This window comes from Lysobacter sp. GQ73 (assembly GCF_059758755.1).
Map to the genome: position 1 here is coordinate 514,557 of NZ_JCAXEE010000003.1, position 19,405 is coordinate 533,961.

The window sequence follows — 19,405 nt, forward strand, 5'->3', positions numbered from 1 at the left end:
GTATCATGGCGTCCCCAACCCCCACCGGGACGGCCGCCCGCCCATGGCGACCCGCAGCAAAAGCAGCCAGCGCTGGCTCAAGGAACACTTCTCCGACCCCTTCGTGAAGAAGGCCAAGGCCGAAGGCCTGCGTTCGCGCGCCGCCTACAAACTCGAAGAGCTGGTCGAGCGCGACCGCCTGCTCAAGCCGGGCATGGTCGTGGTCGACCTGGGCGCCGCCCCGGGCGGCTGGTCGCAGTGGCTGCGCCAGGAGCTCGATCGCCTGAACGCGGCCAAGCCGGGCCGGATCATCGCCCTGGACATCCTGGAGATGCCGGGCCTGGCCGGGGTCGAGTTCATCCTCGGCGATTTCCGCGAGGACGAGGTCCTGGCCCAGCTCGAACAGGCCCTGGCCGGGCAGACCGTGGACCTTGTGCTGTCGGACATGGCCCCCAATATGAGCGGTGTGGACGCGGTGGACCTGCCGCGGGCGATGCACCTTTCCGAGCTGGCGATGGATTTCGCCGACCGGCATTTAAGGGTCGACGGCACCTTCCTGATCAAGCTGTTCCAGGGCGTGGGCTTCGACGATTACGTGCGGGAACTGCGCCGTCGCTACGCCAAGGTCTCGATCCGCAAGCCGGCGGCCTCGCGCAAGCGATCCCCGGAGGTGTATGCGCTGGCGCAGGGCAAGCGGGCCGTCCCGACCTGAACGCCAGGGCGTCGGGCCGACGGACGGCCGGCCGACCCACCTGCTTTGGGCAGGTGTCCGGCCGCGGGTGGTGTGACAATCTGAGCGGTACCGCCGGCGCAAGAGGCGTCGGAGGACACGAGGCCCCACAGGGCCGCAGGCTAGGAAATACATGAACGATTTGGCCAAGAATTTGCTGCTTTGGGTAATCGTCGCCGTCGTGCTGATGGTGGTGTTCCAGGCGTTCGGCCCGCGTACGCCCAGCACCGAAGCGATCCCCTACGATCAGTTCATCGCTCAAGTCCAGAGCGACCGGATCAAGGAGATCAAGTTCTCCGACGACCGCACGACGATCACCGGCACGCGCAAGGACGACACCAAGTTCACGACCTACGCTGCGCAGGACCCGTACCTGATCAACGACCTGCTCAACCACAAGGTCGAGACGGTGCAGACGCCGCAGTCGAGCAGCCCGTCGCTGGTGGTGATCCTGATCAACGTCCTGCCCTGGCTGCTGTTCATCGGCATCTGGGTGTATTTCATGCGCCAGATGCAGCAGGGCGGCAGCAAGGGGGCGATGAGCTTCGGCCGTTCGCGCGCCAAGCTGCAGGGCGAGGACCAGGTCAAGGTGACCCTGGCCGACGTCGCCGGCTGCGACGAGGCCAAGGAAGAAGTCGGCGAGTTGGTCGAGTTCCTGCGCGACCCCTCCAAGTTCCAGAAGCTCGGCGGCAAGATCCCGCGCGGCGTGCTGATGGTCGGCCCGCCGGGCACCGGCAAGACTCTACTCGCGCGCGCCATCGCCGGCGAGGCCAAGGTGCCGTTCTTCAGCATTTCCGGTTCCGACTTCGTCGAGATGTTCGTCGGCGTCGGCGCCAGCCGCGTGCGCGACATGTTCGAGCAGGCCAAGAAGCATGCCCCGTGCATCATCTTCATCGACGAAATCGACGCGGTCGGCCGCCATCGCGGCGCCGGTCTCGGCGGCGGTCACGACGAGCGCGAGCAGACCCTCAACCAGTTGCTGGTCGAGATGGACGGTTTCGAAGGCGGCGAAGGCGTGATCGTGATCGCCGCGACCAACCGCCCCGACGTGCTCGACCCGGCGCTGCTGCGTCCGGGCCGTTTCGACCGCCAGGTCGTGGTCGGCCTGCCGGACGTGAAGGGCCGCGAGCAGATCCTGCGCGTGCACATGCGCAAGCTGCCGCTGCACGACGACGTCGAGCCGATGACCATCGCCCGCGGCACCCCGGGCTTCAGCGGCGCCGACCTGGCCAATCTGTGCAACGAGGCGGCCCTGTTCGCCGCGCGCGAGAACGGCAAGGACGTGCGCATGGAGCACTTCGACAAGGCGCGCGACAAGATCCTGATGGGCGCCGAGCGCCGCTCGATGGCGATGAGCGAGGACGAGAAGAAGCTCACCGCCTACCACGAGGCCGGCCACGCCATCGTCGGCCGCGTCGTGCCCGAGCACGACCCGGTCTACAAGGTCACCATCATTCCGCGCGGCCGCGCCCTCGGCGTGACCATGTACCTGCCGGAAGGCGACAAGTACTCGATGAACCGCGTCGCGATCGAGTCGATGCTGTGCTCGCTGTACGGCGGCCGCGTCGCCGAGGAGTTGATCTTCGGCGTCGACAAGGTCACCACCGGCGCGTCCAACGACATCGAGCGCGCCACCAAGATGGCCCGCAACATGGTCACCAAGTGGGGCCTCAGCGACGAGATGGGCCCGATCGCCTACGGCGAAGAAGAAGACGAAGTCTTCCTCGGCCGTTCGGTCACCCAGCACAAGAACGTGTCCAACGAGACCGCGCGCCGGATCGACGAAGTCGTGCGCGGCATCCTCGACAAGGCCTATGGCCGTACCTCGCAGATCCTCAAGGACAACCTCGACAAGCTGCACATGATGGCCGAGGCTTTGCTGCAGTACGAAACCATCGATGCCGCGCAGATCGACGAGATTATGGCCGGCCGCGAGCCGGGTCCGCCGGCCGACTGGGCCAAGTCGGGCCGCATCTCCAAGGACGACCCGGGTCCTGGCCGCCCCGGCAGCCAGATCGGCGGGCCTGCGGCTCAGACGTAATTCGGGACTCGGGGTTCGGGACTCGGTAGAGCACCGGGACTCGGGACTCGGTGAAGCGTCGGGACTCGGGTTCGGGACTCGGTAGAGCACAAAGCGAACGGCGCCTGAGAAATCGGGCGCCGTTTTGTTTGGGCCGGGTTTGGATTGGCAACGGCCGGAGCCTGGAAGATATCCAGGTTAGGCGGATGTCTTTGCTTCCGAGCGAAAATTAAGCAGCAGAATGCTTGCGTAAGCTCGAGGCAGCGCGAAAACTCTTTCCCGAGTCCCGAGTCCCGAGTCCCGAGTCCCGAGTCCCGAGTCCCGAGTCCCGAGTCCCGAGTCCCGAGTCCCGAGTCCCGAGTCCCGAGTCCCGAGTCCCGAGTCCCGAGTCCCGAGTCCCGAGTCCAACTCTCGAATCCCAGACGGCGCACCCATGTTCGATCTCGCCCCCACCCTCGATTGCAACGGCCGCCGCTTGGTTCTCGACCGCCCGCGCATCATGGGCATCGTCAACGTGACGCCCGATTCCTTTTCCGACGGCGGCGCCCACAACAGCCTGGAGGCCGCGGTCGCGCATGGCCTGAAGCTGGCGGAAGAGGGCGCGGACCTGCTCGATATCGGCGGCGAATCGACTCGGCCCGGCGCCGCCGAGGTGCCGCTGGAAGAAGAGCTGCGCCGCACGATTCCGGTGATCGAACGCCTGGCCGGCGCGACCGGGCTGCCGATCAGCATCGATACCTCCAAACCGGAGGTGATGCGCGCCGCGGTCGCCGCCGGTGCCGGGCTGATCAACGATGTCTACGCGCTGCGCCGCGAGGGCGCGCTCGACGCCGCGGCCGAACTCGGCGTACCGGTGGTATTGATGCACATGCAGGGCGAGCCGCGCTCGATGCAGGCCGACCCGGTCTACGACAATGTCGTCGCCGAGGTGCACCGTTTCCTGGTCGAGCGCCTGTTCGCCGCCGAGATGGCCGGCATCGCCAAGAAACGCATCGTCGTCGACCCCGGCTTCGGCTTCGGCAAGACCCTGGCCCACAACCTGGCCCTGCTCGCGCAACTGGAGCGCTTCGGCGAACTCGGCGTGCCGGTGCTCGCGGGACTGTCGCGCAAGCGCAGCATCGGCGAGCTTACCGGCCGCGACGAGGCGCGGCAGCGCGTCCACGGCTCGGTCGCCGCACACCTGATCGCCGCCCAGCGCGGTGCGAAGCTGCTGCGCGTGCACGACGTCGCCGCCACCGTCGACGCGATCAAGGTCTGGGAAGCGGTCGCGGCGCAGCCGATGCCGCGGCGCGCGGCCGCCTCGGCGCCGAGCCTGAAGTGGCCCGACGACGACTGAGCCGGTTCGGCGCTTCGGTGCCGAGCGCTCGGTCATCGAGGGGACGGTTCGCTCGCCACGCGCCTCGGAAAATCGCCGTCGCCGCGCTCGCTCTGCGGCATGGTGCATCGCGTGGGACAGGCTGGCGAAAGATGCGTCTGCCCGAATCGCAGTATCTCGTCCTCAACAATCGCCGCGATTGCGAAAGCCTTGCCGCACAAGGCGTGAAACATGCTGCACGAAGATTGTCCGCAGCCTTGTCCACAGGCGTGGTGGGCAGCGCGATGCGGCCGCTGCGATGCGCTCGCATGCACCGGATCGGCGATTCCGGATTCCGAACACCACGGCCTCGCGCCCCATCGACGCTGCAATCCGTCGGCGTTCGCGACTGCGCGAAGTCAAGCATTCGACGAAGCGAGTGACCCATGTCCTTCGATGCGGAGCGCATGGTCAAAATTTCGCCATGATTCGGACGCCTTTGCGACACAAGGCGTGGAACCCGATTCCACCGCGTGTGTCCGCAGCCTTGTCCACAGCGTTTGTGGACATCGCCGCGGCGGTTTCGCGCAAACGATGGCCGGCATGCGTGCAGTCGCTGCGAGTTCTGCGCGATTCGCGACGGGGATCGGATGCCGCGAGCCGTGCTCGAACGCCGACAGCCGGCGCGATGCCGAGCTCAGCGATGCGATTCGACCTCGTTCCAGGGGCGGTCAAAGTTTCGCCATAGTTGCCGCGCCCTTGCGGCGTAAGGCGTGAAACCCGATTCCATCGCCGCTGTCCGCAGGTTTGTCCACAGGCCTTGTGGACATCGCCATGCATGGGCGCGGACGACTCGGTCGCCTGTTTGTTGCGAGGCGACGCGACACCATGCCGATCGTGTCGGCAGCGGCGAGCGGCGCTCGTCGCGATTCGCCTCGGCTTCGATGTCAAGCCTTCGACGCCGATTTCCCGCGAATTTTTCCCGCCGAGTTGGGTGGCGAAAATTTGATCAAACCTGTCGCGCCCTTGTCACACAAGGCGTGAAACACGGTTGCGCGGTGTCTGTCCGCAGGTTTGTCCACAGCGATTGTGGACAGCGCTCGCTCTGGCTTGCGCGCGGCCTCGTCGTGCCTGCGGTCGGTCTCGCTCCGGGATGCCGACAATGCGATGCAAGTCAAGAAAAATCAGTGATCAATAAATGATCAAACTTATCGCGAGCGTTACGCCGCAACGCATTGCGTCGGCTTCGCGAAGACTGTCCGCAGGCTTGTCCACAGGCTGTGTGGACAAACGTCATCGCCTGGTCAAAAAAGCGACAAACAAGCGCCATGCCTTGCCGGGCCTGGGCGCGACGGGCTTGTCCACAGGCTTGCCCCAGTGCTTCTCCACAGCTTCTGTGGAGCGCGCTCGCCGCGCCTCGCCCGCGCCCCATCCGGGCCGCGCGCGGGCAAGGCGCGGCGGGTGTGCGCTTCCTCGAGGCCCGCGCCTGTGCGAGGCTGCCGGCTCGCTCTACCGCCGTGCCGCCGTCCCGCATGAACGCTTCTGCCGATCCCCGCCCGCTCGCCATCGCCCTGATGGGCCCGACCGCGTCGGGCAAGACCGCGCTCGCCCTGGATTGGGCGCAGCGCCTGGGCGGCGAGATCGTCAGCGTCGATTCGGCCCTGGTCTATCGCGGCCTCGACATCGGCGCGGCCAAACCGAGCGCCGCCGAGCAGGCCTGCGTGCCGCACCACCTGATCGACCTGCGCGAGCCCTGGCAGCCGTACTCGGCCGCCGAGTTCGCGCTCGACGCCCGCCGCGCCCTCGACGACATCGCCGGCCGCGGGCGCCTGCCGATCCTCGCCGGCGGCACCGGGCTGTACTTCCACGCCTTGCTGCATGGTCTGTCGGCCATGCCCGAGGCCGACCCGGCCACCCGCGCGCAACTTGCCGCTGAAGCCGAAACGCTCGGCTGGGACGCCCTGCACGCGCAACTGGCGCAGATCGACCCCGAGGCGGCCGCGCGCATCCACGTCACCGACGCCCAGCGGATCCAGCGCGCGCTGGAAGTGTTCCGGTTGTCCGGACGCAGCATCAGCGACTGGCGCCGCGACTCGCTCGCCGCGCCGCGGCTGCCGTACCGGGTGCTCAAGCTGGTGCTGGCCCCGGCCGATCGCGCGGTCCTGCACGGCCGCATCGAGCGCCGCTTCGAGCAGATGCTCGCCCAGGGCTTCCTCGACGAAGTCCGCGACCTGCGCGCGCTGCCCGCGCTGCAGGCGCATCCTCGGCCGCGGGACTTGCCGGCGCTCCGCGCGGTCGGCTACCGCCAGGCCTGGGAGCATCTCGACGGCGACTACGATGTCCGCGAGTTCCGCGATCGCGGCGTTTATGCGACCCGCCAGCTCGCCAAGCGCCAGTTGACCTGGCTGCGCGGCGAGCTTGACGCCCGTTGGTTCGATCCTTTGCGCGATGCGGCCGGACTGGAGCGCGCCCTGGCCCTGTTTATGGGCGCGGGCCGGCCCTAGCCGCATCCGGCGCCCGGAATGTGCGCGCAAACCCGGAACCGGGTCGCAATGTTTGCTTTCACTTGCGTTAACATCGGCCGGTCGCCCCTGTGGGGACAACAGCCGGCGATACGGCCGTGCTCCGCACCACCGGTGCCGGGCGTGCCGTCCTAATAACTAGAACATGCTGGGGAATTAGAAGATGTCTAAGGGGCAATCCCTGCAGGATCCTTTCCTGAATGCGCTGCGTCGCGAACGCGTGCCGGTCTCGGTCTACCTGGTCAACGGCATCAAGCTGCAGGGCACGATCGAATCCTTCGACCAATTCGTGGTGCTGTTGCGCAATACCGTGAGTCAGATGGTCTACAAGCACGCCATTTCCACCGTCGTTCCCGCGCGCAACGTCCGCGTCGGTCCGGGCGGCGGCTATGTGCAGTCCGCCGATGGCAGCGACAATAGCGACGGCGGCGACGAAACTGAGTAATTCGACGACCATGGCGGCGCGCGCGCCGACGGTGCGAACCCGTGTTTGAACGTTCGCGCAAGGGCGAGCATGCGCTGCTGATCCAGCCTCATGCCGGCGGCCCGCCGGACGAGGACCTGCTGGAAGAGTTCGCCGACCTGGCCAGGTCGGCGGGCGCGAGCGTGGCCGCGGTCCTGACCGCGCGCATCGACCGCCCGAACGCGGCGACCCTGATCGGCAGCGGCAAGCTCGACGAGGTCAAGGCCGCCGCCGAGGCCAGCGGCGCCGACCTGATCCTGGTCAACCACCCCTTGTCGCCGGGCCAGGAGCGCAATCTCGAGCGCTTCCTCGAACGGCGCGTGGTCGACCGCACCGGCCTGATCCTCGACATATTCTCGCAGCGCGCGAAGAGCTCGGAAGGCAAGCTGCAGGTCGAACTGGCCCAGCTCAAGCACATGGCGACCCGTCTGGTGCGCGGCTGGACCCACCTGGAGCGCCAGCGCGGCGGTTCGATCGGCCTGCGCGGCCCCGGCGAGACCCAGCTCGAGACCGACCGGCGCCTGCTGCAGAAACGCCTGGAGCAGTTGCAGCGCCGGCTCGACAAGGTCGAAGTGCAGCGCACCCAGATGCGTCGCGCGCGCCTGCGCAGCGAGCTGCCGCGCGTGGCCCTGGTCGGCTACACCAATGCCGGCAAATCCACCCTGTTCAATGCGATGACCGGCGCCGAGGCCTACGCCGCCGACCAGTTGTTCGCGACCCTCGACCCGACCGTGCGCCGGATCGAGCTGTCCGGCGGCGCCGCGGTGCTGGCCGACACGGTCGGCTTCGTCCGCGACCTGCCGCACGAACTGGTCGCCGCGTTCCGCTCGACCCTGTCGGAGGCGCGCGAGGCCGACCTGCTGCTGCACGTGATCGACGCCGCCGACCCGCTGCGCGACGAGCGCATCGCCCAGGTCGACGCGGTCCTGAACGAAATCGGCGCCGGCGACCTGCCGCAGGTGCTGGTGTTCAACAAGATCGACCGCCTCGACGGGGTCGAGCCGCGCATCGACCGGCCCGGCGAAGACAACAGCCGGGTCTGGGTCTCGGCCCGCGACGGCCAGGGCCTGGACCTGCTGCGCAGCGCCCTGGGCGAGGCCCTGCAGCTGCGCCATGTCGCCGGCAGCGTGCGGATCGCGCCGCAGGACGCCCGCCTGCGCGCGCGCCTGCACGAGCTCGGCGCGGTGCGTTCGGAGCAGGCCGACGAGCATGGCTGGCTGGTCGAGGTCGACCTGGCCGTGGCCGACGCCCAGCGCCTGTTCGCCCAGCCCAACGGCGAGGCATTGCGCCCCTTGCTTGAGGCCGTTCAGGCCCCCACCTAGAATCGACGGGTTCGTGCGCGGGTGACGCGTGCGGACTCCCGCGGCGCCACCGGCGCCGTGGACCGGTCGCGGCGCAGGCCGTGGCCGGTGCCGTGGGCTGGACAGGACGTTCCGCCCGGCGCCCACATCTTTAGGAGCAGGCATGGCCTGGAACACCCCTGGCAGTGACAATTCCGGCGACAACCCGCGTCCGCCGCGACAACGCAAACCGCAAGGTCGCGGTCTCGATGCTGTGATCGAGCCCTTGCGCGGCTTGTTCGGCAACGGAGGCGGCGGGATCCTGCGCTGGGTCGCGCTGCTGCTCGGCTTGTGGCTGGTGTTCAACTGCTTCGTGCTCGTCACCGAGCAGGAACGCGGCGTGGTCCTGCGCTTCGGCGTGTTCTCGCGCGTCCTCCAGCCCGGCCCGCACTTCAAGGCGCCGTGGCCGATCGAACGCGTGACCAAGCTCAACGCGACCCAGAGCCAGGCCTACACCGAGACCATCCCGGTGCTGACCCGCGACGGCAACATGGTCAACGTCGAGATCAACGCCCAGTACCGGATCGAATCGCCGCGCCTGTACCTGTTCGGTTCGCGCAAGCCCGACGACGTGCTCAAGCAGGCCGCGCAGAGCGCGGTGCGCGAGCAGATCGGCCGCTCCGACCTCGACACCGTGCTCGGCGCGCGCAGCCTGCTGACCGCGCAGGTGCGCCAGCGCCTGCAGGCCTCGCTCAAGGACTACGAGACCGGCCTGATCCTGACCGAGCTCAACCTGCCCAACGCCCGCCCGCCGGACGAGGTCAAGGACGCGTTCGACGAGGCCCAGCGCGCCAACGCCGACAAGACCACCTCGATCAACCAGGCCCAGGCCTACGCTAAGCAGATCGTCCCGGAAGCGCGAGGCGAGGCCCAGCGCGTGCGCACCACGGCCGAGGGCTACAAGACCTCGACCATCGCCCGCGCCCAGGGCGACGCGACCCGCTTCTCGCTGCTGGTCGAACAGTACAAGGGCGCGCCCGACGTCACCCGCAAGCGGCTGTGGCTCGACACCGTGCAGGAAGTGCTGAGCCAGAACCGCAAGATCGTCGGCGGCGATTCGCGCCAGGTGCTGTACGTGCCGATGGACCGCAACGTGCCGACCACGCCGGGCCCGGTCAGCGTGCCGCTGGTGACCCAGCCGGAAATGCTGAGCCCGGTCACCGCGACCGAATCGCAGGCGACCGTGCCCTATGTCGGCCGGCCTGCGCGCCCCAAGTCCCGCGATGAGGTGATCCGATGAGAGTTCCCGCCCTGATTGCCGCGGGCATCGCGCTGCTGCTCGCGTTGCTGGGTTCGGTGTTCGTGGTCAGCGAAGGCCACAGCGCGATCGTGTTCCGCCTCGGCACCGTGGTGCGCGAGGACATCGGCCCCGGCCTGCGCTTCAAGTGGCCGCTGATCGAGACCGCGCGCGTGTTCGACCGCCGCCTGCAGATCCTCGAATCGCCGCCGGAGCGTTACCTGACCGCCGATAAGCTCGATGTCAGCGTCGACTTCTTCGCCCTCGGCCAGATCGACGACATGCGCCGCTTCTTCCAGGCCACCGGCGGCGACGAGACGGTCGCGGTCGAGCGCCTGGCGCCGATCATCCGCGACTCGCTGCGCAACGAGATCAACTCGCTGAAGCTGCTCGACGTAGTCAAGGGCGATCGCGAAGCGGTGATCGGCAAGCAGCTCCAAACGATCAACAAGGGCGCCGCGACCTTGGGCATCCGCATCAAGGACATCCGCATCAAGCGCATCGACCTGCCGCAGGACAGCAACGTGCTGGCCTCGGTCTACAACCAGATGCGCTCGCAGCGCCTGCAGGTCGCCAGCCAGTTGCGCGCCGAGGGCGTCGAGCAGGCGCAGGCGATCCGCGCCACCGCCGATCGCGATAAGACCGTGATCCTGGCCGAAGCCGAGCGCGACGCCCAGCGCCTGCGCGGCGAAGGCGACGCCGAAGCCACCCGCGTGTACGGCGAGGCCGCCAGCAAGGACCCGGCGTTCTTCACCTTCCAGCGCAGCCTGGAGAGCTATCGCAAGTCCTTCGCCGATGGCCAGAGCGTGATCGTGCTCGACCGCGACGATCCGTTCCTGCAATACCTCAAGTCCGACCGCTGATCGCGCATGGTCGGTGAGTTGATCCGGGCGCTGTGCCTCGTCGCAGTGCTCGAAGGCCTGTTCCTGTTCGTCGCCCCGAACGGCTGGAAACGCGCAGCCGAACAACTGCAGGCCTTGCCCGACCGCCACCTGCGCATCGTAGGCGGCGTGGTGGTCGCGATCGGCGTGGTGTCGCTGTGGGTGCTGCGGGGCGAGTGAGGGCTAGGCCGCTCACCGGCGCGACCGCGACGCCTCGATCTCGCGCCGATGTCGACGGCAGCTCATCAGGGCAGGAGCGGCGCAAGCCGCGACCGCGCAACCGGCGGCTGTTTCGTCTCTGGCCGCAGAGCGGAGAAGCAACATCAAGACTGAGGTTCCGTCGCTGACGCGGCAGGATTACTTTCTCTTGCAAAGCCAAAAGATAAGCGGTGATCAGCGTGATTCTGAAATACCGATTGCGCCTGCCGCTTCGGTCACTTCCCGGACCCGTTCCGGGCCGGGCCAGCCGACGATCTTGCGGACCACCCGGCCGTCCTTGATGAAGTAAAAGGTCGGCGTGTTCCAGGTGTCGAGTTCGCGCCAGTCTTTTTCCTTGTAGACGACCGACATCGCCGCATCGGGGTGCTGCCGGTTCCAATCTCGAAGCGTATCGATCCCGAACCGGCGATCCTGCGGCGTCAGCCAGTGGGCGCCGGCAAAGAACCCTGCCGATCCGCCCGGCGCCGCTTTCAGGTCCGCCACCGCGCGGCGGGTGAAAGCGCAGGAAGGATGGGCGACCACGATGATCTGCGTCGCCTTGGCCCGGCGGAGCTGCAACGACAGAGCGCCGCGCTCGGTGATTGTCCATTCGCGCGGGCCATGGTCGGCCGCGGTTGCCTGTTCTCGCGGCGGAAGCGGTTCCATCCCGGGATTGCCATGGCGTGCGTACAGCGCCGCCGCGTCGTCCAGGCGCCGGGTTTGGACGAAGGCGCCATACATCGTCGTGTAGTGCGCTGGCGTGGCTTGCTGCTTGGCCTCCAACAAGGCCAGGTACTGCGACATATCGTCGAGATAGCGCTCGTCGAGCGTGTAGAAAGCGGCCTGCGAGGCCGCACGAAACCCCAGCGACAGATCCTTGGCCGATCGATTCGCCTCGGTTCGCGCGACCTCGTTTGCGAACAGTCTCCGATAACCGCGTGCGATGGCGGCAGCCCTTTCCGCATCGGGTTTATCCAGCACCGAAATCACGACCCGGTCGAATTGCTGGAACCTTTCTTCGACGACGCTCAGCTTCGCGGACTCCGTCGACCTCGCCGACGTCATGGCGAAGATCGAGCAAAGCAGCGAACCGGCAAGGGCCAGAATGAGGGAGTTCTTCATCGATAGCTCGTCGGTTCGTCACGCAGGGCGGTGCTGCTATTACTTAGCGCAGTTACCGCCTATGCAGATGTAGTCGGTAGCACGTCCGCAGGTGGCCGGTGTTACGCATCTGTAGTCATTGTAGTCGCTTGTCGGCCGAACGGTGCTGGCATTTTCATCCAGACGCATGATGGCTCTATCGGTATCGTTTCCAAGCCGAACGCCATGTATCAGGGCTGTTGTGTGCTGGACTCCAAATAAACTCAGGATCCGATAAACCTGGCTGGCTGTCAGCTGTTCTTTCAGGTCTGCGTAGTTGTAACTTGTCAGGCCTTTCTTGTTGAATGATAAGCCGTGGATAAATCTTGCCCTGGCTCCCTCGGAAAGCGCCGTCAGAGGCGATAGAGACTCCGGTGTGGATCGGATGTACGTGGCTAGGTCCTGCGAGTTCTTGATCGGTGCAAGCCGGAGCGCAATGTCGCGACGGGCTAGTTCATCCTCTCCGAGTGCGGTCAATGCCTGAGTGATTTCGGTGTCTTTCGCGGCAGGCATCGTATCGTTGACGGCTCGAGCGTTGAAGGAAGAGATCACCAAAAGTGCAACGATCGTCGTTAACAGAGTTCTGTTCATGCAATTCTCCTTGTGCATTTGTTCCCCTGTTTCGCGATTAAATCATTTGCTGCGCGAGTGAGAACATCGCAGTGCCGGTACTGTGGAAGCGACCATGAGTAAGCACATTCGAATTCTTGAAATTGTGAGATCGGTTAGTGTTCAGGTGCTCAGCGCCGCCATGGATTACCTTTGGAATCTATCGATTGGTCGCAGTCGACGTAGATGCAAAAGTCGTTGAGCATATTCAGCAGTCTGTCTACGAATTCTTTAAATAGCCTGGCGCTCAATCGCCGGCGAATCCGAAGCAGCGCACTGGCTGCATCCGAATCGGGAGGCGATGATGAACGACGAAGCGGCGTGGGGCATGGAAGAGCGGTTCTGGCTCGGCAGCGCCGACGACAACGAGGGTGTGATGAGCCCGGAATGCGTCATGGCCTTCGCCGAGCCGGTCGGCATTCTGCGCGGCGGCGCGATCGTCGAAAGCCTGCGTTCGGCGCCACGTTGGGCTTCGGTCGACATGACCGAACGCGTCATCGGCCGGCCCGATCAAGCGACCCTGGTGCTGGCCTACCGCGCGGAAGGCACTCGCGAGGAGGCCGATCCGTATCGGGCGTACTGCACCTCGACCTATCGCCGGACGGGAGCCGAATGGCTGCTGGTCCAGCATCAGCAGACGCCGATCCAGTAGCGCGGCGGCTGCCGACGGCGGCAGCAACCGCCGGGCTCAGCCCGTGTACGGGCCCTTGACCTCGCCCCAGCCCCAGCGCGGCATCGGCGCCTGCGGATCGACCGTGACGCCCGGCTGCGAATTGATCACCGCCAGGCGCGAGCCCCACTCCAGATAGCCCACCAGCGCCGAGCGGAACTCCGGGTCGTCGGGCATGCCGAGCTCGTCCGCCGTTTCCAGCAGCAGACCGACCCAGCGCCGCCGCATCTCCGGGCTCAGATGACGGTTGAGATGCTGCCGGACCATATGCGGATGGCCGCCGTGTCGCTGGCTGTAGTCGTCCGGCCCACCAAGCACCTCGGCGAGAAAGGTAGCGACATGGCCCGGATGGCCCGCGGCCATGTGTTCGAACACCGGCCCCAACAGCGCATCGGCCTTGACGTGCAGGTAGAAACGATCGGTCAGCCGGTTCAGCGCATCGATGCCGCCGAGCCAGTCGTACAGGGAGGGGATGCGTTGTTCGGACATGACGTCGTATGGATTCGGTGGGGCGACTGGGTCACGGGGGACTACAGCCTCGATGAGAAGGCTGCATGGAGCTTATCGTCATCGCGAGATGCGACCGGTAACCAGTTCAACGAAATACCGAATGAAACATTCGGGTAACCCGGTGTTTTTTGGTAGCCAAAAGCTTAGTCGCGCACGGCACTCAGGTGTCTGCCATGGCACGAAAAAAGCGATTCGCGGCCGTCGCGATTGCTGGCAGTTGCCCAAGCTCCAGCTCAAGCCCGCTTCGTACTTCCCATTCCTCGGGTGCTCCAAAGGCGCCGTGGATGACGATCGTCAACGTTACCTGTCCCAGCGATGAGCAGGCGGCGGCGAGCGAGAAGTCGCCTTCCACCGAGGTATATCGTTCGCTCCCGGACCAGGGGCGCATATAGGCGCCCAGGAGCGAGAAGAACTGGATCAACTCGGATGGGCCGAGAGGGCAATGGACTTCCTGGGCGCCATGGATCGACGCGCCGCGAAGTTCCACCCGGAACGAATAGCCATCTGCATCAAAGAATCGAAGCTGTTTGTCAGTGCGCACCGACCTGATGATGAAATCGGTTGTTTCCATCGAACCGCCAGCTGTTGGTGTAAGCGACGCTTGCCTGTGCGAATCCGAGTTCGCCAACGGCGCACGCGCAGTGCGAACGACTGCGACGCGCGCCGCCTTCATACGAATCAGCGAGCGGCGTCCTGCTCGGCTTCCCAGACGAAGCTGTGGCCCTGGGCCTTGACCTGCCCCAGCCCCGGGAAGGGGAAATGCACGGCGTAGACGCGCAGCTTGCCGTCGGCGGCGCGCTGCAGCAGTGCGCGCCGGCTGGTCTGGGCCAGCGGTGCGTTCATGTCGTACTGCACCGTCCATTCGGGGCGTTGCACCGAGATCACGTGGTGATGCGCGGTGTCGCCGAGGTACAGCAGGCGCTCGTCGCCCGATGCGATTTCGTAAGCGCTGTGGCCCGGGGTGTGGCCGTCGACGGCCACGGCGGTGACTACGCCGGGAACGATCGTCGCGCCGGGCTGAAAGGTCGCGACTTTCGGTGCGATCGCGGCGACCAGCGCGGCGGCGTCGCGGTCGCTCTTCAGGGCTTCCCATTCCGGCGCCGAGAGGTGGATGGCCGCGTTGGGGAAAGCCAGCGCGCCGTCGCGGGTCAACAGGCCGCCTACGTGATCCTGGTGCTGGTGCGAGATGAAGACATCGGTGACCTGGGACGGCTCGACGCCGGCAGCGCGCAAAGAAGCGGGCAAGCGCCCGGCGCGCGCGAACGAGGCGTCCGCTGCGCCGGTGTCGAACAGCAGGGTGCGACCGCCACTGCGGACCAGCAGAGGCTGGATGCTGAGGTGCAGTGTGTCGGTGGGCGCAGCCGCGGCCGCAAGCAATGCGTTCACCTGATCGGCGGGCTGGCCGATGGCGAAGGTCTTGCCGTCGTTGGCGACCTCGATGTCGCCGTCCTTCAGCGCCGCAGCGTCGAGCGCGCCGATGCGAAAGCGCATTACGTCGGGGTTGGCCGGCTGCTGCGTCGCCGAAGTCGGGGCCGGAGCCGGGGTGGGCGTGTCGGCCGCGGCCGGCTCGGGTTCCGAACAGCCGGCCAGGATCAAGCTGGTCAGGGTCAGGCAGGCCAGCAAGCGGGCGGCCAGGACGGAGCGGCAGCTGCAAGTCATGATGAGCTCTCGATAGGGCGGTGGAATACGGACGGGCGACAACGCGGCCCGGGGGATGCATGAGCGGTGACGTCGTCGGCAGGCGATGCTCATTATCGCGAGACTCATCATCGGCCAGAAGCGCGAGTCGATGGGCTTGAGGGATGAAACAGTGTGAGCCGCGCGGCAGGCTCGCTCGGACGAATTCGGGCCGCGGCGGTCGCCTCGAGCCGGCCGGCAACGGGCGATTCGCGACTCACGCAATCTCTCCTGTGCACGACGCGCATCAAGCACGCCCGGAGACCTCCATCACTGTTGACCGAAGGTCGCCGGCCGCGTTGCGAATTCTTCCCGCGCCGTCCCGGTTTCGACCCGGTTTCGTCCTGTCGCGGCGAGGACGATGCGACTAGAACCGGGGGCGGCGAACAGCGCGGCCTGCGGCGGACATGCCGGCAGGCCCGCACTGCGCCGCTTCCGTCGATGCAGGCGGCGCCGGGCCGTCGGAATCCGGCAGGCCGGCGCCGCGCAGCGACGCACATCCATGCATCTGCTTATGGAGTAGCGTCATGAAGGAATCGTCCCAACTGCGGCGTACCGCGCTCGCGCTCGCGCTGTTGTCGCTGAGCGGATCGGCGCTGGCCGCCACCTGTCCGGCCTATAACCCGTCCAACAAAGCCAACAAGCTGTATCTGGTGTACCCGACCGCGCCGCTGGCGTTTCCGTCGTTCGGTTTCTCCGCGGCTTCGGCCACCAACCCGGCGGCGCCGTTCACCGCGGTCGACCTGCCGAGCTACACCGGCACCACGGTCGCGCTGCGCGATGCGGTCAGCCATGTGGTCGAGCTCGATTACTGCGAGTTCAACGTGCAGGTGATTCCTAGCTCGACGCTGCCGCCGGCGACGTTCGCCCGCCGCAACGTCGTCGCGGTGACGACCAAGGCCAACATGACCGACGGCCTGTTCGGTCTCGCCCAGGCCGTCGACACCAACGACCCGATCGCGATCGACTATTCCTACGTCTGGGGCGGCACCTATCAAGGCTGGACCGGCGGCCCCGGCGGCGCCTTGAACGGCGCCAATTCCACGCTCGACCGCTGGGCCAACTCGATCGGCGGCACCGCCGCGCACGAGGCCGGGCATAACTACGGCCTGGCCCACAACACCATCGTCGGCCCGGGCGAAGACACCTACAAGCATCATGTGATGCCGGCCGGCGGCAGCCTGACCGCCGAGGACCGCGCCGGTTATCGCCGGCATTTCAGCGACCACGAATTCTCGGTGCTGGCGGCCAACGTCGGCCTGTCGCTGCAGACGATGTGGAACTGGGACCTGGTCAACCCGAACGCGGCGCCGGCGCACAGCCTGGATCTGCGGGTGCTGTATCCCTCGGCCACGCCGCCGGTGATCGACTGGGCCTACGCGGGCTGCAACAGCCCGTGGATCAACCCGACCGTGATCGGCCCGATCGGGCCCTCGGAGGTATTCCAGGGCGGCACCTATTACCCCTACACGGTCAAGTGGAGCACGCCGAACCCGGGCTGGGGCACCGGCGGCTGCGCCGGCCTGCCGGGACCGCCGGGGCAGGCGCCGGGCGGGGTCAAGTTCCACATCGGGGCATCGTTCGCCGGCGTGAACTTCGGCCTGTCCACGCTCAATCCGATCGTGATCAAGGACATCGCCCTGCGCGATGTGGCGAGCAACCCGATGGCCTTGAACCCGCGCCTGCATGCCTTCGATGCCGGCACGCTCGACAGCGTCGGCAACCTCAACCTCGGGGTGTTCAACCTTGCCGCCGCTCCGCTGGTGGTACGCGACCTGCAGATGATGGAACTGCCGCGCGTGCTGGCGCTGGACCAGATGGTCGTCAACGGCCGCATCGCCGACTTCCTCGGCGTGCCGTTCCAGCCCTGGCCGAACACCACCCGCACCCTGCTGCGCGAAGCCAGTCTGTCGCAGGGCAAGGGCTTGAGCGTGCCGATCGCCAAGGTCGACCAGCCCCGCCACGTCTATGAGGTCGTCACCGCCGACGATTGCAAGAAGAGCCAGGCCGACCGCTTCACCGCCGGTCCCGATACGGCCGACTGCCGTCCGGGCACCAACATCGACCTGTTCCCGTCGACCACGGTGTATTTCACCGCCAACAGCGTCGACCCCAGCGCGACCTACTGGGACCCGGAGAAGCGCGCTTATGTCCGAGGCGCGTTGAGCACGCGGACCTACTACCAGCTCAGCGGCCGCCGCCTGGACAAGGACCGCAACGGCATCGACGACTACGTCGACGCGCGCCGGGGCGAGGCGCAAGGCAAGTGAGGGCATGAGCGGTTGAAGCCGCCGGGCGCGTCGGACCGCCCGGCGGCCTGCGGGCCCGGCGCAAGGCCGGGCCCGCGTTTTGTCCGGGTTTGTCCGGCGCGCGGCCGCTGTCCAACAGGCCGGCGCCGCTCGGCGGGGTCGGGGCAGGAGCGGTGCATGAACGAATCCGGCCGATTTCTCCCAATCGGCCGATCCGGACCGATTTGGGGTGGCCTTGGCCTATCGAAACCCGGATAATGCACAAAAGCCGGCCGGGGACATCCCCGCCGGCTTTTTTCCGTTCATGGCCCTGTGGCGCGGCATCGGCTGCGACTGGGCCGGAACGGTCGCCTCGCGGCCAATGCCGCCTTCACAGCAAGCGCAGGAGTTACCAGGTCATGGGTCAGTCAGTCGTCGTTCTCGGTGCCCAATGGGGCGATGAAGGCAAGGGCAAAATCGTCGACCTGCTGACCGAGCAGATCGGCGCCGTCGTGCGGTTCCAGGGCGGCCACAACGCCGGCCACACCCTCGTCATCGGCGGCAAGAAGACCGTCCTCCATCTGATCCCGTCGGGCATCCTGCGCGACGACGCGCTCTGCCTGATCGGCAACGGCGTGGTGCTGAGCCCGGCCGCGCTGCGCAAGGAAATCGGCGAGCTCGAGGAGACCGGCGTGGAAGTGCGTTCGCGCCTCAAGATCAGCCCGGCCACGCCGCTGATCATGCCGTACCACATCGCCCTGGATCAGGCCCGCGAGAAGGCCGCCGGCGGCAAGGCCATCGGCACCACCGGCCGCGGCATCGGCCCGGCCTACGAAGACAAGGTGGCGCGCCGCGGCATCCGCGTGGCCGACCTGCATTACCCGACCCAGCTCGCCGAGCAGCTGCGCACCGCGCTGGACTATCACAACTTCGTCCTGACCAAGTACCTGGGCGTCGACGCGGTCGACTACCAGCAGACCCTGGACGAGGCGCTGGCCTTCGGCGAGTACGTCGAGCCGATGAAGTCCGACGTCGCCGGCATCCTTCACGACCTGCGCAAGCAGGGCAAGCGCGTGCTGTTCGAAGGCGCGCAGGGCTCGCTGCTCGACATCGACCACGGCACCTATCCCTACGTCACCTCGTCCAACACCACCGTCGGCGGCGCGCTTGCCGGCACCGGCGTCGGCGCGGACTCGATCGACTACGTGCTCGGCATCGCCAAGGCCTACGCGACCCGCGTCGGCGGCGGCCCGTTCCCGACCGAGCTCGACGACGAAGTCGGCCAGGGCATCCGCGACCGCGGCCAGGAATACGGCGCTACCACCGGCCGTCCGCGCCGCTGCGGCTGGATCGACATCGTCGCGCTGAAGCGTGCGGTGGCGATCAACGGCATCACCGGCCTGTGCATCACCAAGCTCGACGTGCTCGACGGCATGAAGACCTTGAAGATCTGCATCGCCTACGAATACCGCGGCAAGCGCACCGAGTACGCGCCGCTCGACGCCGCCGGCTGGGACGAGTGCACGCCGGTGTACCTGGAGTTCCCGGGTTGGGAAGAGAACACCCACGGCATCACCGAGTGGGACAAGCTGCCGGCTGCGGCCCGCGCCTACCTGCGCGCGCTGGAAGAACTGGCCGGTTGCCAGTTGGCGATCGTCTCGACCGGCCCGGACCGCGCTCACACCATGGTGTTGCGCGATCCCTGGGCCTGATCCCGGGCGTACGCCCTCGCCGATCCGCCCGCCATGGGATGAACGACGAAGCCCCGCGAAAGCGGGGCTTTTTCGTGGACGGCCCGCCGGTGCGAGCCTGGTTCGGTCCCGTTCGATTGGTGCCTGATGCGACGCGCAGCGTCGATGAAAATGCCTCACTGCGGAACGATGGGATTGGCTAAGTTAAGCCATCTC

General features: G+C 66.9%; 17 protein-coding genes. 12 read left to right on the forward strand and 5 right to left on the reverse strand.

What is annotated here, in order from left to right; genetic code table 11:
• Positions 1-43 precede the first annotated feature (43 nt).
• The 9 genes from rlmE to AC6CH2_RS12210 all read left to right on the forward strand — a co-directional run bounded on the left by rlmE (position 44) and on the right by AC6CH2_RS12210 (position 10,646).
• The gene (gene rlmE / locus AC6CH2_RS12170) at positions 44-691 is read left to right on the forward strand and encodes a 23S rRNA (uridine(2552)-2'-O)-methyltransferase RlmE (RefSeq protein WP_498269441.1); all 648 of its coding nucleotides are present in this window, start codon (positions 44-46) and stop codon (positions 689-691) included.
• A 205-nt stretch (positions 692-896) separates the two neighbouring features.
• On the forward strand, positions 897-2,750 hold the full coding sequence (gene ftsH / locus AC6CH2_RS12175) for an ATP-dependent zinc metalloprotease FtsH (RefSeq protein WP_498269544.1): 1,854 nt from the start codon (positions 897-899) through the stop codon (positions 2,748-2,750).
• A gap of 412 nt (positions 2,751-3,162) precedes the next feature.
• The gene (gene folP / locus AC6CH2_RS12180; RefSeq protein ID WP_498269442.1) at positions 3,163-4,065 is read left to right on the forward strand and encodes a dihydropteroate synthase; all 903 of its coding nucleotides are present in this window, start codon (positions 3,163-3,165) and stop codon (positions 4,063-4,065) included.
• Between the two features lie 1,490 nt (positions 4,066-5,555).
• Positions 5,556-6,527, forward strand: a complete 972-nt coding sequence (gene miaA, locus AC6CH2_RS12185) for a tRNA (adenosine(37)-N6)-dimethylallyltransferase MiaA (RefSeq protein ID WP_498269443.1) — start codon at positions 5,556-5,558, stop codon at positions 6,525-6,527.
• Positions 6,528-6,708: 181 nt separating this feature from the next.
• Complete coding sequence (gene hfq / locus AC6CH2_RS12190) at positions 6,709-6,990, forward strand: RNA chaperone Hfq (RefSeq protein ID WP_498269444.1); 282 nt, start codon at positions 6,709-6,711, stop codon at positions 6,988-6,990.
• A 41-nt stretch (positions 6,991-7,031) separates the two neighbouring features.
• Positions 7,032-8,330, forward strand: a complete 1,299-nt coding sequence (hflX, locus tag AC6CH2_RS12195) for a ribosome rescue GTPase HflX (RefSeq protein ID WP_435395105.1) — start codon at positions 7,032-7,034, stop codon at positions 8,328-8,330.
• A 142-nt stretch (positions 8,331-8,472) separates the two neighbouring features.
• Positions 8,473-9,588 carry an FtsH protease activity modulator HflK gene (gene hflK, locus AC6CH2_RS12200; protein ID WP_498269445.1) on the forward strand — a complete coding sequence of 372 codons (1,116 nt, stop codon included), beginning with the start codon at positions 8,473-8,475 and terminating at the stop codon, positions 9,586-9,588.
• Positions 9,585-10,448: a protease modulator HflC gene (hflC, locus tag AC6CH2_RS12205; protein ID WP_498269446.1), complete on the forward strand. Its 864-nt coding sequence runs from the start codon at positions 9,585-9,587 to the stop codon at positions 10,446-10,448. The genes hflK and hflC overlap by 4 nt, the downstream gene beginning before the upstream one ends.
• 6 nt (positions 10,449-10,454) lie before the next feature.
• Positions 10,455-10,646: a DUF2065 domain-containing protein gene (locus tag AC6CH2_RS12210; RefSeq protein WP_498269447.1), complete on the forward strand. Its 192-nt coding sequence runs from the start codon at positions 10,455-10,457 to the stop codon at positions 10,644-10,646.
• 213 nt (positions 10,647-10,859) lie between these two features.
• Here the strand turns inward: AC6CH2_RS12210 and AC6CH2_RS12215 are convergent, their stop codons facing one another.
• Positions 10,860-11,786 carry a hypothetical protein gene (locus tag AC6CH2_RS12215; RefSeq protein WP_498269448.1) on the reverse strand — a complete coding sequence of 309 codons (927 nt, stop codon included), beginning with the start codon at positions 11,784-11,786 and terminating at the stop codon, positions 10,860-10,862.
• 39 nt (positions 11,787-11,825) lie between these two features.
• Complete coding sequence (locus AC6CH2_RS12220) at positions 11,826-12,395, reverse strand: hypothetical protein (RefSeq protein ID WP_498269449.1); 570 nt, start codon at positions 12,393-12,395, stop codon at positions 11,826-11,828.
• A gap of 322 nt (positions 12,396-12,717) precedes the next feature.
• Between AC6CH2_RS12220 and AC6CH2_RS12225 the strand changes: the two genes are divergently transcribed.
• A complete protein-coding gene (locus AC6CH2_RS12225) occupies positions 12,718-13,065 on the forward strand; it encodes a hypothetical protein (protein WP_498269450.1) in 348 nt (115 codons plus the stop codon).
• A gap of 36 nt (positions 13,066-13,101) precedes the next feature.
• Here AC6CH2_RS12225 and AC6CH2_RS12230 read toward each other — a convergent pair whose 3' ends face one another.
• From AC6CH2_RS12230 to AC6CH2_RS12240, 3 genes are all read right to left on the reverse strand, one after another.
• Positions 13,102-13,572, reverse strand: coding sequence for a group II truncated hemoglobin (locus AC6CH2_RS12230; RefSeq protein WP_498269451.1), 471 nt, complete (start codon positions 13,570-13,572; stop codon positions 13,102-13,104).
• Positions 13,573-13,753: 181 nt separating this feature from the next.
• Entirely contained in the window at positions 13,754-14,164 is a 411-nt protein-coding gene (locus AC6CH2_RS12235) for a DUF6228 family protein (RefSeq protein ID WP_498269452.1), read from the reverse strand.
• Positions 14,165-14,271: 107 nt separating this feature from the next.
• Positions 14,272-15,252, reverse strand: coding sequence for an MBL fold metallo-hydrolase (locus tag AC6CH2_RS12240; RefSeq protein ID WP_498269453.1), 981 nt, complete (start codon positions 15,250-15,252; stop codon positions 14,272-14,274).
• Positions 15,253-15,797: 545 nt separating this feature from the next.
• Between AC6CH2_RS12240 and AC6CH2_RS12245 the strand changes: the two genes are divergently transcribed.
• Both AC6CH2_RS12245 and AC6CH2_RS12250 read left to right on the forward strand, forming a co-directional pair.
• Positions 15,798-17,540: a hypothetical protein gene (locus AC6CH2_RS12245; RefSeq protein ID WP_498269454.1), complete on the forward strand. Its 1,743-nt coding sequence runs from the start codon at positions 15,798-15,800 to the stop codon at positions 17,538-17,540.
• Between the two features lie 377 nt (positions 17,541-17,917).
• Complete coding sequence (locus tag AC6CH2_RS12250; protein ID WP_031374330.1) at positions 17,918-19,210, forward strand: adenylosuccinate synthase; 1,293 nt, start codon at positions 17,918-17,920, stop codon at positions 19,208-19,210.
• Positions 19,211-19,405 lie beyond the last annotated feature (195 nt).

Coding starts and splice junctions, on each gene's coding strand:
- rlmE (WP_498269441.1), top strand. CDS start 44: ATGGCGACCCGCAGCAAAAGCAGCCAGCGCTGGCTCAAGGAACACTTC.
- ftsH (WP_498269544.1), top strand. CDS start 897: ATGGTGGTGTTCCAGGCGTTCGGCCCGCGTACGCCCAGCACCGAAGCG.
- folP (WP_498269442.1), top strand. CDS start 3,163: ATGTTCGATCTCGCCCCCACCCTCGATTGCAACGGCCGCCGCTTGGTT.
- miaA (WP_498269443.1), top strand. CDS start 5,556: ATGAACGCTTCTGCCGATCCCCGCCCGCTCGCCATCGCCCTGATGGGC.
- hfq (WP_498269444.1), top strand. CDS start 6,709: ATGTCTAAGGGGCAATCCCTGCAGGATCCTTTCCTGAATGCGCTGCGT.
- hflK (WP_498269445.1), top strand. CDS start 8,473: ATGGCCTGGAACACCCCTGGCAGTGACAATTCCGGCGACAACCCGCGT.
- hflC (WP_498269446.1), top strand. CDS start 9,585: ATGAGAGTTCCCGCCCTGATTGCCGCGGGCATCGCGCTGCTGCTCGCG.
- AC6CH2_RS12210 (WP_498269447.1), top strand. CDS start 10,455: ATGGTCGGTGAGTTGATCCGGGCGCTGTGCCTCGTCGCAGTGCTCGAA.
- AC6CH2_RS12215 (WP_498269448.1), bottom strand. CDS start 11,786: ATGAAGAACTCCCTCATTCTGGCCCTTGCCGGTTCGCTGCTTTGCTCG.
- AC6CH2_RS12220 (WP_498269449.1), bottom strand. CDS start 12,395: ATGAACAGAACTCTGTTAACGACGATCGTTGCACTTTTGGTGATCTCT.
- AC6CH2_RS12225 (WP_498269450.1), top strand. CDS start 12,718: ATGAACGACGAAGCGGCGTGGGGCATGGAAGAGCGGTTCTGGCTCGGC.
- AC6CH2_RS12230 (WP_498269451.1), bottom strand. CDS start 13,572: ATGTCCGAACAACGCATCCCCTCCCTGTACGACTGGCTCGGCGGCATC.
- AC6CH2_RS12235 (WP_498269452.1), bottom strand. CDS start 14,164: ATGGAAACAACCGATTTCATCATCAGGTCGGTGCGCACTGACAAACAG.
- AC6CH2_RS12240 (WP_498269453.1), bottom strand. CDS start 15,252: ATGACTTGCAGCTGCCGCTCCGTCCTGGCCGCCCGCTTGCTGGCCTGC.
- AC6CH2_RS12245 (WP_498269454.1), top strand. CDS start 15,798: ATGAAGGAATCGTCCCAACTGCGGCGTACCGCGCTCGCGCTCGCGCTG.
- AC6CH2_RS12250 (WP_031374330.1), top strand. CDS start 17,918: ATGGGTCAGTCAGTCGTCGTTCTCGGTGCCCAATGGGGCGATGAAGGC.